The sequence below is a fragment of the Halomonas sp. JB37 genome (assembly GCF_002332255.1).
In the GTDB taxonomy this organism is placed as follows: Bacteria; Pseudomonadota; Gammaproteobacteria; order Pseudomonadales; family Halomonadaceae; genus Vreelandella; species Vreelandella casei.
In genome coordinates this window covers 1,159,536-1,175,377 of sequence record NZ_NRGW01000001.1, presented here as the reverse complement: position 1 = coordinate 1,175,377, position 15,842 = coordinate 1,159,536, and the positions used below count along the sequence as shown (strand labels likewise).

Genomic DNA, 15,842 nt, shown 5'->3' with positions numbered 1-15,842 from the left:
TTCACTATAATGGTCGCTTCGCCAGAGGTCATGCCCTGATCAAACGGTGGTAAGTTGATGCAAAACCATCAACCATTCCTTAGGATCACCCCTTAGGATCGTTCCTCAGGGCTCCCCTCAGAGTGCGCTTCAGCCTAGGAGATGCAACATGTCAGCGCGTATTGCCACGGTTAGCCGTGACACCAACGAAACGCAGATCAAGGTCAGCGTAAACCTCGACGGTGAAGGCCGTCTTAGCTGCCAAACCGGCGTTCCGTTTCTGGATCATATGCTTGATCAAGTTGCCCGCCACGGGATGATCGATCTCGACATCAATGCCACCGGCGACCTACATATTGACGACCACCACACCGTAGAAGACCTGGGTATCACGCTAGGCCAGGCTTTTTTTGAAGCCATTGGCGATAAGCGCGGCATCTACCGTTACGGACATGCCTATGTGCCTCTAGATGAAGCGCTTTCGCGCGTGGTGATCGATTTTTCCGGACGCCCCGGCCTCTTTATGGACGTTGATTTTACGCGCGACACGATTGGCAGTTTGGACATTCAACTTTTTTGGGAGTTTTTCCAAGGTTTCGTCAACCATGCCCGCGTGACCCTGCATATCGACAACATTAAAGGCTTTAATGCTCACCATCAGGCTGAAACGATTTTCAAAGCCTTTGGACGTGCCCTACGCATGGCGGTAGCAGAAGACCCTCGTATGGCCGGTCAGATGCCCTCAACCAAAGGGAGCCTGTAATGCTTTGCAGTACCACTAGCGACTACCCCTTTACTTTCACAAGGAGCGCTTCATGACCATTGCGGTGATCGACTATGGAATGGGCAACCTGCATTCCGTAGCCAAAGCGCTGGAACACGTGACGCATGAAAATGTTGTCATTACTCGTGACCCGCGACGCATTCTGGGCGCGACGCGTCTAGTGCTACCGGGCCAAGGGGCTATTCGCGACTGCGTTGGCGAACTTGAGCGCACCGATTTACGCGGGCTGGTGGATGATATTTTAACGCGCCAAGATAAACCGCTGCTGGGTATTTGCGTGGGTCAGCAAATGCTGCTGGAGCGTAGCGAAGAAAACGGCGGCGTGGCATGTCTTGGGTTCTTTAAAGGTAGCGTAGACCGCTTTCCTAGCGATATGCGCGATACCCACGAGCAGCGCTTAAAAGTCCCTCACATGGGCTGGAATGTTGTCGAGCAGCATCACGACCACCCGCTGTGGGCAGGCATTGATAACCGTGAACACTTCTACTTCGTGCATAGCTACTATGTCAATGCCGAGGACGATGCTCAGGTGTTTGGCACGACTCAATATGGCAAGGTAAGCGCCCACGTCGCCATTGGCCGCGATGCTACCTTCGCAGTGCAGTTTCACCCCGAAAAAAGCTCCCGCGCCGGTCTTCGCCTACTCGAAAACTTTGTCACCTGGACGCCCTGAGAGGATTGTTTATGTTAGTCATTCCCGCTATTGATCTCAAAGACGGCCAGTGTGTACGGCTTAAGCAAGGCCGCATGGAAGACGCTACCTCCTACGGCGATGACCCGGTAGCAATGGCGGCACGCTGGGTGGAAGCCGGCGCACGTCGGCTGCATCTTGTGGATTTAAACGGCGCCTTTGAAGGCAAGCCGGTGAATGGCGATGCCGTTACCGCTATCGCCCGCGCCTATCCCAACCTGCCGATTCAAATTGGCGGCGGCATCCGCAGTGCAGAAACGATTGAGCACTACCTAAGCGCCGGCGTTTCCTACGTGATTATCGGCACCAAGGCGGTGAAAGAGCCTGCCTTTGTAGGCGAAATGTGCCGCGCATTCCCAGGCCATGTGATTGTTGGGCTAGACGCTAAAGACGGCTATGTCGCCACCGACGGCTGGGCAGAAGTGTCGACGATTAAAGCCACCGAATTGGCCAAGCGTTTCGCCAACGATGGCGTATCCAGCATCGTTTACACCGATATTGCCCGCGATGGCATGATGCAGGGTGTCAACGTTGACGCCACCGCGGCCCTGGCTCGCGAAGGCGGCTTACCGGTGATTGCCTCCGGTGGCGTGACCAATCTAGACGATATCAGAGCGCTGTGCGATGTCGCTGACAGCGGCATTTTAGGTGCTATCACCGGCCGCGCTATTTACGAAGGTAGCCTAGATGTTGCGCAAGCGCAGCACCTGAGCGACCAGCTGACGGGAGGCCATTCATGAGCCTCACCAAACGTATTATCCCCTGCCTGGATGTAGACGCTGGGCGGGTGGTTAAAGGCGTTAATTTTGTCGGCATTCGTGATGCCGGCGACCCAGTAGAGATCGCCCAGCGCTACAACCAGCAAGGTGCTGACGAAATCACTTTCCTGGACATTACCGCCAGCCACGAAGACCGCGACACCACGGTTGAGATGGTGGAGCGCATTGCGGGTGAGGTTTTTATTCCGTTAACCGTGGGCGGCGGGATTCGCACCTGTGACGACATTCGTACCATGCTTAACGCCGGGGCCGATAAAGTCTCGATCAATACCGCGGCGGTCACCAACCCCGACTTCGTGCGCGAAGCCGCGGAACGTTTTGGTAGCCAGTGTATTGTCGTTGCCATCGATGCCAAGCGAGTATCAGCCGAGGGCGAAACGCCGCGTTGGGAAATTTTCACCCATGGTGGACGTCGCTCAACGGGACTCGACGCCATTGAATGGGCGAAGAAGATGGTGGAATTCGGCGCTGGCGAACTGCTGCTTACCAGCATGGATCGCGATGGCACCAAGATTGGCTTTGACCTAGGCGTCACACACGCGATTTCCGAAGCGGTGAGCGTTCCTGTGATTGCTTCAGGCGGTGTGGGCAACCTGGATCACTTCGTGGACGGCGTGCTAAAAGGCGGTGCCGACGCGGTACTGGCCGCCAGTATTTTCCACTTCGGCGAGTACACGATCCCTGAAGCAAAACGCTATATGGCGGAGCGCGGCATTGAAATGCGCCTTTAAGATGCCTCTTTTCACTCAGGAACGGCGAATGCGCCGAGTATACCCATGGATGGGGTGGTTAGCGGGCATCGCACTGAGCACGCCCGCCGCTGCGTTTTCGCTGCCTGACTGGCCGCCTGCGCTGGAGTGGGATCACACGCTGGTACAAACCAGTCTTTATACTCGGCATTTCAACCCAGATCCTGAGCATAATAATCATCAGGATCTCATTAGCATTGAACTGCACAATCCAGACCGTTGGCTGGCGGGCGCGGCGTGGTTTAAGAACTCTTATGAGCAGCCCACGTGGTATTTCTATGCGGGCCGCGAGTTTCCTGTTTGGCAGTTTAGCCAAGGCTTGAACGTGCGCGCCAAAATAACGGGCGGGCTTTTACACGGCTACAAAGGCGAGTATCGCGATAAAATCCCGCTCAACCATCTGGAAGTGGCACCGGCCGTCTTGCCTAGTATTGGCGTTCAGTGGGGGCGGTTTGAGTCCGATCTCATTATATTCGGAACCGCCGGAATGATGGTCACCGCAGGCGTGCGCTTTTAGCCGCTATTCATCACCCTCATCAAGCGTTAAACCCAAGTTACTGATACCGCCATTGCGGCCCAACTGACGCACCTCTTTCAGCGCTGCTTTATCCAGCGGTTCGCTGACCGCTTCCAGCACGGCATCCTGGAAGTCATTTTCATCGTCCATCAGCGGGTGGTCACGAATAATCAGCGCCAACGCCTGAGCATCTTCTTCACCTTCCGTGAGCTCGATAAAGGCACGCACGCCCGCCCGCGAAGTGCGGCTCACATCCAGCACTGCCTCTGGAGAGTCACCTTGCAGCGTATCAAGCAATGCCGAAAGCGACACTACCGCGTCTAGCGCACGGCGGGCACCAAAGCTGTCGTCGCCTTCAGGCGGCTCACACTCGGCTAATTTTTCCGCCTGACGGGCAAAATCGATACTGGCGCTAGGCACGCTCAGCCGCTCCCAAACCAAGCTCAGCACCGCGCTAAGCGTGTGACCGTCGCCCTGCCCGGTGGTTTGCTCATAGAGCGCATAGTTGGGCAACAAGCGTTCACAAAGCGCCGCCATAAAGGCCTGCTGGGCGGGTAACGAAAGCTCTTGTAGTCGTTGATAAAATCCTATGGGTTTAGGCGCCATGCGGAGTTCCTAAAGCTTCTTCTACGAAGTATTGGTGAAAAGTAGCGGGTGCGTTATGGTCATCAGATGATGGAACGGCCGGCGAGGAGATTACCATGCATATTCATCTGCTACAGCACGGCCCTGACCATGGCCCCGCCCGTTTAACGGATTGGTTAGCCAGTATGGGCCATAGTTACAGCACTTTTCATCTCTATGCGGATGAATTAACCCCACGCCACAATGAAGCAGACGCACTCATAGTACTTGATGGGCCGGAGGAGTTGCTCAGCCAACCTCCACGCTGGCTCAAAGCCGAAGATAAACTAATCAATCGCTACCTAGATGGCCAAAAGCCGCTGCTGGGCATTGGCTTGGGCGCCCATTGGTTAGCGCGTGCGCTGGGTGCAGTGGTCGCTCCTGGAACCTATGCCGAGGCGGGCTGGCACACCGTGACGCTGGCGCCTGAAAGCACGTTCGATTTGCCAGAGACGTTTAGCGCTTTCATGTGGCATCGCTTGGTTTTCAGCCTGCCGGATGAAGCCATTGCGCTCGGCGGTAGCGAAGCAGCGCCGCTACAGGGGTTTGCTTGGGACAGAGGCCGCGTCATGGGCCTGCTATGCCATTTAGAAGCCACTCCCGCTAGCGTCAATCTGCTACTGAGCAATACTCCGCGCCCACACGCAACATCTAAAACCGGCGACCGCTATGTCCAGGATGATGCACAAATCACTGAAAGCGCTGACCGTTTCATTCAGCTAGCGCCGCTACTGGATCGGTTAATGACGCAGTGGCTTAAAGCGACATAACCGCCCAAGCACGCCGCTAGCGGCCCCAGTCGCCAACATGAATTTCTGCCAGAGGAGATTAATGTCACCCAATCACCTCGATGCTCGCCTTAGCGCTTCGCGAGGCCATTACGCCAAATGACTGTAAATCCAAGCCGTACTCTCGGCCAATGCGCATCACATCATCCTCCCAGGCAGGGTCAACGCTAATCAGCAGCCCGCCAGAGGTCTGTGGGTCGCATAGCCACTGCCAGTGCACCTCATCCATGGCGGGTAAACTCTCACCCAGGGTTTCGCAATTTTTCAGCGTATCACCCGGCACGGCGCCTTTACGCCGATATGCCTCAGCTTCGGCTAAGCGGGGCAGGCGGCGAAAATCAATGCGCGCCATCACGTTGCTCGCTTGACACATTTCAGTGAGATGGCCGGCTAAGCCAAAGCCGTTGACCTCTGTCATGGCGTTCACTCCTTCGACCTCGGCAAGCTTCACACCAATACGGTTAGCTTTCAGCATGGTTTCACGGGCCAGGCCATGGTGACCGACTTCCAACCAGCCGCGCTTTTCAGCCGTGGTTAGCATCCCAACGCCCAGCGGCTTAGTTAAAAATAGCAAGTCGCCTGGCTTGGCGGTGCTGTTCAGCTTGAGCTTTTTGAGATCAACCAAGCCCTTCACGGCGAGCCCGAAAATTGGCTCGGGCGCGTCAACCGAGTGGCCTCCAGCCAGCGCAACACCAAGCTCGCGACAAACCGCCTGAGCCCCCGCCATTACATCGCCTGCGACTTCCGCACTTAATTTATCCAGCGGCCAGCCCAGTATGCCTAATGCCATCACCGGCGTGCCGCCCATCGCATAAACGTCGCTGATCGCGTTGGTGACAGCGATACGGCCGAAATCAAAAGGGTCATCAACTATGGGCATAAAGAAGTCAGTGGTCGCAATCATTCCGCGCCCATCGCCTAGGTCATACACTGCGGCATCGTCGCGCCCTTGATTGCCAACGATAAGCTGCTTATGGCCCGCCTCTGGCCCGGCCTTGGCTAGAAGACTGTCCAGCGCGTCGGAAGCAATTTTGCAGCCGGCCTCAGCGCCATGGCTATATTGGGTTAAACGAATGGAACTCATCGTGTCTCTCCCTGGCACATTCATAATATCAGACGCTTTAAGGATAGCTCATGCTAGAGCGCGTCTAAGGCGTCGCTTAATTTATCCACGGCAATGACCTCCATGCCTTTTGGCGCCTGCTTGGGAGCGTTCGCACGGGGGACAATGGCGCGTAAGAACCCGTGCTTGGCGGCCTCGGCAATGCGCTCTTGGCCGCTTGGTACCGGGCGTATCTCGCCTGACAGCCCCACTTCGCCAAAAACGACCAGCTCTTTTGGCAGCGCCCGATTTTGCAAGCTCGACACCACCGCCAACAGAACGGCTAAATCGGCACTGGTTTCAAGCACCTTCACACCGCCGACAACGTTTAAGAAGACGTCTTGATCGCCGGTGAACAATCCGCCGTGTCGATTGAGCACCGCCAGCAGCATTGCCAAGCGGTTCTGATCTACGCCCACCGCCACCCGCCGTGGATTACCCAGTGCAGACTCGTCAACGAGCGCCTGCACCTCAACTAAAATTGGCCGTGTACCTTCCCACACCACCATTACCAAACTACCCGGTGCCTGCTCTTCCTGGCGGGAAAGAAAAATCGCGCTGGGGTTTTTAACCTCTTTGAGGCCTTGCTCTAGCATCGCGAAGACCCCTAGCTCATTGACAGCGCCAAAGCGGTTTTTCTGGCCGCGTAGGGTACGAAAGCGCGAGTCTGCGCCGCCCTCTAACAACAGAGAAGCATCAATCATATGCTCGAGCACTTTAGGCCCCGCCAGGGTACCGTCTTTGGTTACGTGTCCAACCAGCAGTAGAACGGTATTGGTTTTTTTGGCGAAGCGCGTTAGCGCGGCAGCAGATTCACGCACCTGAGCAACACCGCCAGGCGCCGAGCTGATATCTTCCAGATGCATCGTTTGAATGGAATCAATCACTAGGATTTCGGGCTTTTCGCGCTCAGATACTGCCAAAATGGTTTCTACGCTGGTCTCAGCCAGCATCTTTAGTCCGTTGGTAGGCAGCTGCAGGCGATGCGCACGCATCGCTACCTGAGATAGCGACTCTTCCCCGGTAACATACAAAATGCGTCGTTGCTGCGCTAATTTGCAGGCCGTTTGAAGCAGCAGCGTCGACTTCCCTGCCCCAGGATTACCGCCCAGCAGCACCGCCGAACCAGGCACAAGCCCGCCGCCCAATACGCGATCAAATTCCGCAAAAGTGGAACTCATACGTGGCACTTCGCTGAGATCAACGTTGCCCAGGTCGATTACCTCACGCGAAAGATCTCCCGCGTAGCCTGACCGGCCAGAAGCCGCTCCGCCGCCTGGACGAGCACTCGCCAAGTGCACTTCGCTTAGCGTGTTCCACTCTTGGCAACTGCTGCACTGCCCCTGCCATTTGCGATATTCAGCACCGCATTCGGTACATACAAAGGCGCTTTTGGCTTTGGCCACTGAGATTACGCTCCCATGGTTGCTATGTCTGAGTCGCTTCTAGGCCATAACATCCGACCCATTCTTTTCAAACTAATCTTTATTTAACAGCGCTTGATTGAGCCAACAGATATATATACAAAAGGCGGCCATCGGCCGCCTTTTGTACTACTGATTAACGCATTACTGACGCGTTAGCTGCAGCATCTCACCATTTTCAAAACGGCGACGCTCAGGATCGATCAACTCCAACGTGCGCTCATCAATGCGCATGAAGTAGTAAATCTGGCCTTCGCCATTTGGCGTTAGCTCGTAAACGGTAGCATCTGGATCAGACGGCGTGCCTGTCAGTACTTCCCAGTTTCCGGCGTAGTTTTCATCCGGCGGTGTTTGGGGATGGTTACGATAAGTCGCGTTCAACGTGAACGTGCGTTCTTCAGCGGCGCTCATTTCTTCACCGACCATCGTGACATCCAGGTCAATACCGTCGCAGTTACGGCAAGGCAGTGAGCCCTTGTAGTTAGCCTGCGAGGTAGCAGCCTCTTCCTGCTGCTGCTCCATTTGGCCGCTCGCACAGCCAGCCAGCAGTGCCAACATAGCCGAACCGGCTAGCAAACTCCTGAGTTGCATAGAGTGTCTCCTTAATCTCGTGTTGGACATCACATTTATTTACGCGCACTTGTGACAGCATAACTGCTACAAGGTGCGACGCACACCCCTAGCGATGCGAATGCTTGCGCTTCGTTAGTCTTCAGGCGACCATGTCATACCTTCGCTAGGATAATCAGGTCACCGTCATGAGCCAATACTGGAGTCCGGCCGTTCGCGAACTTACGCCTTACGTGCCCGGCGAGCAACCACGCGAGCAGCTGGTGAAGCTCAATACCAATGAAAATCCTTACCCGCCGGCACCCGGCGTTGGTGAAGCACTGCGTCATTACGCTACCGACCATCTCCGCCTCTACCCTGACCCAACCTCTGCCGATCTTCGCGAAGCGCTGGCGGAGAATTTTCAGGTAACAAGTAGCCAGGTGTTTGTTGGCAATGGCTCTGATGAGGTCCTCGCGTTTGCCTTTCAGGCTTTCTTTTGCCATCAAGCACCACTTGACGTACCGGCCATCACGTATAGCTTCTATCCTGTGTATGCCAACCTTTACCGTATAGAGCTGCGCAAGCATCCGCTCACGGCGAACTGGGAAGTCGATATAGAAGCGCTTGCGGCAAACACAGAGCGCGGCGGCGTTATTTTCGCCAACCCTAATGCGCCGACTGGCCATGCGCACTCTCTAGAGACGATTGAGGCACTGCTTAAGCGCGTGACAGACCGAGTGGTACTCATTGATGAAGCGTACGTCGATTTCGGCGCTGAGAGCGCTGTGACGCTGGTTAATCGCTATCCTAACTTGCTAGTCACAGGGACATTTTCTAAATCTCGCAGCTTGGCGGGCTTACGTTTAGGCTATGCGGTGGGCTCAGAGGAGTTGATCGACGGCCTCGAGCGAGTAAAAGACTCCTTCAACTCGTTCCCCGTAGACAGTTTAGCCAGCGTTGTCGGCATCGCTGCCCTAAAAGACACCGAGCACTTCGAGGCATGTCGCGAATATGTCATCACCACGCGAGAGCGTACTCGCCAGCGCCTTGAAGCACTAGGATTTGAAGTGTTGCCATCGAAAGCTAACTTTGTGCTTGCCCAGCATCCTAGCTTTGCAGGTGCTCAGCTGTACGCAGGCCTACGCGAGCGCGGCATTTTGGTGCGTCACTTTAATACCCCCGAACTCAACAACTTCTTACGGATTAGCATCGGCACCGATGATGAAATGGATAGTTTGATTGAGGCGTTCCAGACGATCTGCGCGTAACGCTTTAATTTGTAAACCTTTACCTGGGCGGCGCAAGCCGCCTTTTTTATCGACTGTTTTTCTCGCAAACTAAAAAAGACGCAAAAAAAATCCCCCGGGGCATGTGCCCTGGGGGATTTTTCGTATAAGTGCCTGACGATGACCTACTCTCGCATGGGGAGACCCCACACTACCATCGGCGCTAAGCGGTTTCACTTCTGAGTTCGGCAAGGGATCAGGTGGTTCACGCGTGCTATGGTCGTCAGGCGTAACTGGCTGTATATCATGCTGATGTGATCGTTTTTTCTTGCGCGTATCCGGCTTTTTGATGCGTTAACATCTTAACGTTATCACTGCGACCAAACCCCTTGGGTGTTATAGGGTCAAGCCTCACGGGCCATTAGTACACGTTAGCTCAACGCCTTGCAGCGCTTCCACACCGTGCCTATCAACCAGCTGGTCTCGCTGGGCCCTTCAGGAGGCTCTAGGCCTCAGGGATGTCTCATCTTGAAGGGGGCTTCCCGCTTAGATGCTTTCAGCGGTTATCCCGTCCGACCATAGCTACCCGGCAATGCCACTGGCGTGACAACCGGAACACCAGAGGGTCGTCCACTCCGGTCCTCTCGTACTAGGAGCAGCCCTTCTCAAACATCCAACGCCCACGGCAGATAGGGACCGAACTGTCTCACGACGTTCTAAACCCAGCTCGCGTACCACTTTAAATGGCGAACAGCCATACCCTTGGGACCGACTTCAGCCCCAGGATGTGATGAGCCGACATCGAGGTGCCAAACACCGCCGTCGATGTGAACTCTTGGGCGGTATCAGCCTGTTATCCCCGGAGTACCTTTTATCCGTTGAGCGATGGCCCTTCCATACAGAACCACCGGATCACTAGAACCTGCTTTCGCACCTGCTCGACGTGTCTGTCTCGCAGTCAAGCACCCTTATGCTCTTGCACTCAATGCACGATGTCCGACCGTGCTGAGGGTACCTTCGTGCTCCTCCGTTACTCTTTAGGAGGAGACCGCCCCAGTCAAACTACCCACCACACACTGTCCTCGATCCGGATAACGGACCTGAGTGAGAACGCCAATGATGCCAGGCTGGTATTTCAAGGTTGGCTCCCTTCGAACTGGCGTCCAAAGTTCAAAGCCTCCCAGCTATCCTACACAGGCAACATCAGCGTCCAGTGTGAAGCTATAGTAAAGGTTCACGGGGTCTTTCCGTCTAGCCGCGGGTACACCGCATCTTCACGGCGATTTCAATTTCACTGAGTCTCGGGTGGAGACAGCGTGGCCATCATTACGCCATTCGTGCAGGTCGGAACTTACCCGACAAGGAATTTCGCTACCTTAGGACCGTTATAGTTACGGCCGCCGTTTACCGGGGCTTCAATCAAGAGCTTCGCCTTGCGGCTAACACCATCATTTAACCTTCCGGCACCGGGCAGGCGTCACACCCTATACGTCCTCTTACGAGTTAGCAGAGTGCTGTGTTTTTAATAAACAGTTGCAGCCACCTGGTATCTTCGACCGGTTCGGGCTAGGAGAGCAAGTCTCTTCACCCTACGCCGGCGTGCCTTCTCCCGAAGTTACGGCACCATTTTGCCTAGTTCCTTCACCCGAGTTCTCTCAAGCGCCTTGGGATTCTCTCCCTGACCACCTGTGTCGGTTTGGGGTACGGTCGCACATGATCTGAAGCTTAGAGGCTTTTCCTGGAAGCGTGGCATCAGTGACTTCCTGACCGTAGTCAGTTCATCTCGTGTCTCGGCTTTAAGATCCCGGATTTTCCTAAGATCTCGGCCTACTCACTTTCACCAGGACAACCAACGCCTGGCTCACCTAGCCTTCTTCGTCCCCCCATCGCAACCATGTCCGGTACGGGAATATTAGCCCGTTTTCCATCGACTACGCCTTTCGGCCTCGCCTTAGGGGCCGACTCACTCTGCTCTGATTAGCATCGAACAGAAAACCTTGGTCTTCCGGCGAGGGAGTTTTTCACTCCCTTTATCGTTACTCATGTCAGCATTCGCACTCGTGATACCTCCAGCAGACTTCTCAATCCACCTTCATTGGCTTACACGACGCTCCTCTACCGCGCATCATTATCGAAATAATGACGCACCCGTAGCTTCGGTACCTGGTTTAGCCCCGTTACATCTTCCGCGCAGGCCGACTCGACTAGTGAGCTATTACGCTTTCTTTAAAGGATGGCTGCTTCTAAGCCAACCTCCTAGCTGTCTAAGCCTTCCCACATCGTTTCCCACTTAACCAGGATTTCGGGACCTTAGCTGACGGTCTGGGTTGTTTCCCTTTTCACGACGGACGTTAGCACCCGCCGTGTGTCTCCCACGCTGTACTCACCGGTATTCGGAGTTTGCCTCGGGTTGGTAAGTCGGGATGACCCCCTAGCCGAAACAGTGCTCTACCCCCGGCGGTAATACGTGAGGCGCTACCTAAATAGCTTTCGAGGAGAACCAGCTATCTCCGAGCTTGATTAGCCTTTCACTCCGATCCACAAGTCATCCAAATCTTTTTCAACAGATCCTGGTTCGGGCCTCCAGTTGATGTTACTCAACCTTCACCCTGCTCATGGATAGATCGCTCGGTTTCGGGTCTATATCCAGCGACTGTGTCGCCCAGTTAAGACTCGGTTTCCCTACGGCTCCCCTATACGGTTAACCTCGCCACTGAATATAAGTCGCTGACCCATTATACAAAAGGTACGCAGTCACAGAACAAGTCTGCTCCTACTGCTTGTACGCACACGGTTTCAGGATCTATTTCACTCCCCTATCCGGGGTTCTTTTCGCCTTTCCCTCACGGTACTGGTTCACTATCGGTCAGTCAGGAGTATTTAGCCTTGGAGGATGGTCCCCCCGTCTTCAGTCAAGGTTTCTCGTGCCCCGACCTACTCGATTTCACATGATCAGATTTTCGACTACAGGGCTATCACCTGCTACGGCCAGACTTCCCAATCTGTTCGTCTAATCAGTCACATGCTTAAGGGCTGGTCCCCGTTCGCTCGCCGCTACTAGGGGAATCTCGGTTGATTTCTTTTCCTCAGGGTACTTAGATGTTTCAGTTCCCCTGGTTCGCCTCTTACACCTATGTATTCAGTGTAAGATACTGACCTTATGGTCAGTGGGTTTCCCCATTCAGAGATGTCCGGGTCACAGGTTGTTGCCACCTCACCGAACCTTATCGCAGGCTACCACGTCTTTCATCGCCTCTGACTGCCTAGGCATCCACCGTGTGCGCTTCATTGCTTGACCCTATAACCCGAAGGAGTCTGGTGTCTCGCAATGATAACGTTCATTTGCCGGATACGTATAAAACGTATCACAATTTAAGAACCCACCTTGCGGTGTGTTCTTGTCAGCATGATATACATTGTTAAAGAGCGACTGCTATAAGCAGTGATAAGACAACGCCGGAGGCGGCTGGCTTATCACTGCTCATCAACAGCATTTTGATCAGGTAATTCATTGTGGACGCTTACTAACTGTGACGCATCGTTTAAGGAGGTGATCCAGCCGCAGGTTCCCCTACGGCTACCTTGTTACGACTTCACCCCAGTCATGAACCACACCGTGGTGATCGCCCTCTTGCGTTAGGCTAACCACTTCTGGTGCAGTCCACTCCCATGGTGTGACGGGCGGTGTGTACAAGGCCCGGGAACGTATTCACCGTGACATTCTGATTCACGATTACTAGCGATTCCGACTTCACGGAGTCGAGTTGCAGACTCCGATCCGGACTGAGACCGGCTTTAAGGGATTCGCTGACTCTCGCGAGCTCGCAGCCCTTTGTACCGGCCATTGTAGCACGTGTGTAGCCCTACCCGTAAGGGCCATGATGACTTGACGTCGTCCCCACCTTCCTCCGGTTTGTCACCGGCAGTCTCCTTAGAGTTCCCGACATTACTCGCTGGCAAATAAGGACAAGGGTTGCGCTCGTTACGGGACTTAACCCAACATTTCACAACACGAGCTGACGACAGCCATGCAGCACCTGTCTTATAGTTCCCGAAGGCACAATCGCATCTCTGCAATCTTCTATAGATGTCAAGGGTAGGTAAGGTTCTTCGCGTTGCATCGAATTAAACCACATGCTCCACCGCTTGTGCGGGCCCCCGTCAATTCATTTGAGTTTTAACCTTGCGGCCGTACTCCCCAGGCGGTCGACTTATCGCGTTAACTTCGCCACAAAGTGCTCTAGGCACCCAACGGCTGGTCGACATCGTTTACGGCGTGGACTACCAGGGTATCTAATCCTGTTTGCTACCCACGCTTTCGCACCTCAGTGTCAGTATCAGTCCAGAAGGCCGCCTTCGCCACTGGTATTCCTCCCGATCTCTACGCATTTCACCGCTACACCGGGAATTCTACCTTCCTCTCCTGTACTCTAGCCTCACAGTTCCGGATGCCGTTCCCAGGTTGAGCCCGGGGCTTTCACAACCGGCTTATAAAGCCACCTACGCGCGCTTTACGCCCAGTAATTCCGATTAACGCTTGCACCCTCCGTATTACCGCGGCTGCTGGCACGGAGTTAGCCGGTGCTTCTTCTGCGAGTGATGTCTTTCCTAATGGGTATTAACCACTAGGCGTTCTTCCTCGCTGAAAGTGCTTTACAACCCTAAGGCCTTCTTCACACACGCGGCATGGCTGGATCAGGGTTGCCCCCATTGTCCAATATTCCCCACTGCTGCCTCCCGTAGGAGTTCGGGCCGTGTCTCAGTCCCGATGTGGCTGATCATCCTCTCAGACCAGCTACGGATCGTTGCCTTGGTGAGCCATTACCTCACCAACTAGCTAATCCGACATAGGCTCATCCAATAGCGGGAGCCGAAGCCCCCTTTCTCCCGTAGGACGTATGCGGTATTAGCCTGGGTTTCCCCAGGTTATCCCCCACTATCGGGCAGATTCCTATGCATTACTCACCCGTCCGCCGCTCGTCAGCATCTAGCAAGCTAGATCTGTTACCGCTCGACTTGCATGTGTTAGGCCTGCCGCCAGCGTTCAATCTGAGCCATGATCAAACTCTTCAGTTTACAATCATTGTGATCCTTACTCGTGTCTTCCGAGGAAAACACAAAAGCGAATCAAACTTGGCTCAAGGTTCAAACGAATTCATTCAAAACAGATTAAAAAGGCAATGCCTTTAAAACCTTATTGCTTGAGTCGCTTGCCTTGATATTTGGTGATTTGTCACCAACATCAGCAAGCGCCCACATGAATTACCTGATCAAATTGTTAAAGAGCGTTTCGCTGTGGCTATCGTGTTGTGATAGCGGGCCAACCGTTGAACTGTTTGGCCTCAGCGAGGAAGGCGTATTCTACGCACTTCCGAGTGTTTGTCAATCGGCAATTTCTGGGGCCGATTCGGGAAACATTTTTCGATGACCTGAAAACGCTAACCTGCTGACAAACCGAAGGTTTTCACCTTCATCCACCGCTGGTAACGCTAGGCGTCCCCGGCAGCGGATGCGTACTTTACGGACTCGCTGCCGGGTTGGCAAGGGCTATTGTGAAAATAAGTATAAAAACTGACTGACCGGTTTAGCTCTTGGATTTTGCTTTGCGCATAACGGCTAAAACAGGCCCTGAAGCTACGTAGGTACCAAACAGCAATAGCAGCATTACTGACGGCTCGACCGAGATCAGCACAAAGGCTAGTACGATGGCTAACAGCACCACAAAAGGCACCGGCTTACGTACATCAAACTCTTTAAAGCTGTAATAGCGAATATTGCTTACCATTAACACGCCGGCGGCGGCTACAACGACCAGCATCAGCAGCTTGAAACCAAACGCATCGGCGTCAAAGCTATGGAAGGTCCAAACACTCGCGGCGACTAACGCTGCGGCGGACGGGCTTGGCAAGCCGATAAACCATTTTTTATCGACACTGCCAATTTGGACATTAAAGCGCGCAAGGCGCAGCGCAGCGCAGGCAACATAAAGGAAAGCGACTACCCAGCCAGTTTTACCAATGTCTTGCAGAATCCAAGTAAAGGCGACCAATGCAGGCGCCATGCCGAACGAAATCATATCTGCCAGGCTATCGTACTCAGCCCCAAACTCGCTCTGCGTATTAGTCATTCGTGCAACACGGCCATCCAAACCATCTAGCACCATCGCAATAAAAATCGCCACGGCGGCCGAGGCAAACTCTCCATTAATACCAGCAACCACGGCAAAGAAACCAGCAAACAGTGCCGAAGTGGTAAATAGGTTGGGTAGTAAATAGATACCTTTACGGCGAATCTTCTTGCCGTCTTCTACCGCCTCTTCAACCACCTCTGTTTCACGTAGAAATGCGGCGGCCAGATCTTCATTACCGCCGACTTCTGAATGTTCGTCAGCGCCAGGCTGTGCCGGGCCGGATTGATCCAGTTCTGAACTCTCCTTGCCTAGTCCTGCGGCTGGCTCACTTGAGCCTGGGTGCTGTTGATCGCGAGCGTCCTGTGTCATAGGTTTCATCCATTAAAAGTGAAGTCACGGGAACAGTGTTGGCATTCATTCTACACGGTGAATGGCACTCAGCCAGCCAATTGCAGCTAGGCACAGGCAAACAGAAGCGCAAAAGCCGCCCATAAAAA

At 54.2% G+C, this 15,842-nt stretch carries 12 protein-coding genes and 3 rRNA genes; 7 read left to right on the top strand and 8 right to left on the bottom strand.

Translation table 11 applies throughout. The annotated features are described in order from the left end of the window. The first annotated feature begins 148 nt into the window (after positions 1-148). Genes hisB through CIK78_RS05540 form a run of 5 tightly spaced genes read left to right on the top strand, consistent with a single transcriptional unit; the run spans position 149 to position 3,499 of the window. Positions 149-742 (top strand): imidazoleglycerol-phosphate dehydratase HisB, encoded by a 594-nt coding sequence (hisB, locus tag CIK78_RS05560; protein ID WP_096278017.1) that lies wholly within the window; start codon positions 149-151, stop codon positions 740-742. Positions 743-794: 52 nt separating this feature from the next. After that, a complete protein-coding gene (gene hisH, locus CIK78_RS05555) occupies positions 795-1,436 on the top strand; it encodes an imidazole glycerol phosphate synthase subunit HisH (protein WP_096278015.1) in 642 nt (213 codons plus the stop codon). 11 nt (positions 1,437-1,447) lie between these two features. Continuing rightward, positions 1,448-2,194, top strand: a complete 747-nt coding sequence (gene hisA / locus CIK78_RS05550; protein ID WP_096278013.1) for a 1-(5-phosphoribosyl)-5-[(5-phosphoribosylamino)methylideneamino]imidazole-4-carboxamide isomerase — start codon at positions 1,448-1,450, stop codon at positions 2,192-2,194. Then, positions 2,191-2,964 carry an imidazole glycerol phosphate synthase subunit HisF gene (gene hisF / locus CIK78_RS05545; RefSeq protein ID WP_096278011.1) on the top strand — a complete coding sequence of 258 codons (774 nt, stop codon included), beginning with the start codon at positions 2,191-2,193 and terminating at the stop codon, positions 2,962-2,964. The genes hisA and hisF overlap by 4 nt, the downstream gene beginning before the upstream one ends. 28 nt (positions 2,965-2,992) lie before the next feature. Further along, positions 2,993-3,499, top strand: coding sequence for a hypothetical protein (locus CIK78_RS05540; RefSeq protein ID WP_096278009.1), 507 nt, complete (start codon positions 2,993-2,995; stop codon positions 3,497-3,499). Positions 3,500-3,502: 3 nt separating this feature from the next. Here CIK78_RS05540 and CIK78_RS05535 read toward each other — a convergent pair whose 3' ends face one another. After that, positions 3,503-4,105 (bottom strand): YjaG family protein, encoded by a 603-nt coding sequence (locus tag CIK78_RS05535; protein WP_096278007.1) that lies wholly within the window; start codon positions 4,103-4,105, stop codon positions 3,503-3,505. A 95-nt stretch (positions 4,106-4,200) separates the two neighbouring features. On the opposite strand from CIK78_RS05535, the gene CIK78_RS05530 reads away from it, so the two are divergent. Continuing rightward, positions 4,201-4,893 carry a type 1 glutamine amidotransferase gene (locus CIK78_RS05530; RefSeq protein ID WP_096278005.1) on the top strand — a complete coding sequence of 231 codons (693 nt, stop codon included), beginning with the start codon at positions 4,201-4,203 and terminating at the stop codon, positions 4,891-4,893. A gap of 64 nt (positions 4,894-4,957) precedes the next feature. Here the strand turns inward: CIK78_RS05530 and selD are convergent, their stop codons facing one another. The 3 genes from selD to CIK78_RS05515 form a co-directional block, all read right to left on the bottom strand. Then, positions 4,958-5,995 (bottom strand): selenide, water dikinase SelD, encoded by a 1,038-nt coding sequence (gene selD / locus CIK78_RS05525; RefSeq protein WP_096278003.1) that lies wholly within the window; start codon positions 5,993-5,995, stop codon positions 4,958-4,960. A 53-nt stretch (positions 5,996-6,048) separates the two neighbouring features. Next, positions 6,049-7,419, bottom strand: a complete 1,371-nt coding sequence (radA, locus tag CIK78_RS05520) for a DNA repair protein RadA (protein ID WP_096278001.1) — start codon at positions 7,417-7,419, stop codon at positions 6,049-6,051. 162 nt (positions 7,420-7,581) lie between these two features. Beyond that, complete coding sequence (locus CIK78_RS05515) at positions 7,582-8,028, bottom strand: copper resistance protein NlpE N-terminal domain-containing protein (RefSeq protein WP_096277999.1); 447 nt, start codon at positions 8,026-8,028, stop codon at positions 7,582-7,584. 167 nt (positions 8,029-8,195) lie between these two features. Here CIK78_RS05515 and hisC point away from each other — a divergent pair, with 167 nt between their 5' ends. Beyond that, on the top strand, positions 8,196-9,257 hold the full coding sequence (gene hisC, locus CIK78_RS05510; RefSeq protein ID WP_096277997.1) for a histidinol-phosphate transaminase: 1,062 nt from the start codon (positions 8,196-8,198) through the stop codon (positions 9,255-9,257). A gap of 130 nt (positions 9,258-9,387) precedes the next feature. On the opposite strand, the gene rrf is transcribed toward hisC, so the two are convergent. The 4 genes from rrf to pssA all read right to left on the bottom strand — a co-directional run bounded on the left by rrf (position 9,388) and on the right by pssA (position 15,723). Beyond that, positions 9,388-9,503, bottom strand: a 5S ribosomal RNA gene (gene rrf, locus CIK78_RS05505). A gap of 112 nt (positions 9,504-9,615) precedes the next feature. Then, positions 9,616-12,513 (bottom strand): 23S ribosomal RNA (locus CIK78_RS05500). 245 nt (positions 12,514-12,758) lie between these two features. Next, positions 12,759-14,291: ribosomal RNA gene (locus CIK78_RS05495) — 16S ribosomal RNA — on the bottom strand. Together the 16S, 23S and 5S rRNA genes form the textbook arrangement of a ribosomal RNA operon. Before the next feature lie 508 nt (positions 14,292-14,799). Next, positions 14,800-15,723 carry a CDP-diacylglycerol--serine O-phosphatidyltransferase gene (gene pssA / locus CIK78_RS05490; RefSeq protein ID WP_096277995.1) on the bottom strand — a complete coding sequence of 308 codons (924 nt, stop codon included), beginning with the start codon at positions 15,721-15,723 and terminating at the stop codon, positions 14,800-14,802. Between the last annotated feature and the right edge of the window lie 119 nt (positions 15,724-15,842).

Coding starts and splice junctions, on each gene's coding strand:
- hisH (WP_096278015.1), top strand. CDS start 795: ATGACCATTGCGGTGATCGACTATGGAATGGGCAACCTGCATTCCGTA.
- hisA (WP_096278013.1), top strand. CDS start 1,448: ATGTTAGTCATTCCCGCTATTGATCTCAAAGACGGCCAGTGTGTACGG.
- pssA (WP_096277995.1), bottom strand. CDS start 15,723: ATGAAACCTATGACACAGGACGCTCGCGATCAACAGCACCCAGGCTCA.
- hisF (WP_096278011.1), top strand. CDS start 2,191: ATGAGCCTCACCAAACGTATTATCCCCTGCCTGGATGTAGACGCTGGG.
- CIK78_RS05515 (WP_096277999.1), bottom strand. CDS start 8,028: ATGCAACTCAGGAGTTTGCTAGCCGGTTCGGCTATGTTGGCACTGCTG.
- selD (WP_096278003.1), bottom strand. CDS start 5,995: ATGAGTTCCATTCGTTTAACCCAATATAGCCATGGCGCTGAGGCCGGC.
- hisB (WP_096278017.1), top strand. CDS start 149: ATGTCAGCGCGTATTGCCACGGTTAGCCGTGACACCAACGAAACGCAG.
- CIK78_RS05535 (WP_096278007.1), bottom strand. CDS start 4,105: ATGGCGCCTAAACCCATAGGATTTTATCAACGACTACAAGAGCTTTCG.
- hisC (WP_096277997.1), top strand. CDS start 8,196: ATGAGCCAATACTGGAGTCCGGCCGTTCGCGAACTTACGCCTTACGTG.
- CIK78_RS05530 (WP_096278005.1), top strand. CDS start 4,201: ATGCATATTCATCTGCTACAGCACGGCCCTGACCATGGCCCCGCCCGT.
- CIK78_RS05540 (WP_096278009.1), top strand. CDS start 2,993: ATGCGCCGAGTATACCCATGGATGGGGTGGTTAGCGGGCATCGCACTG.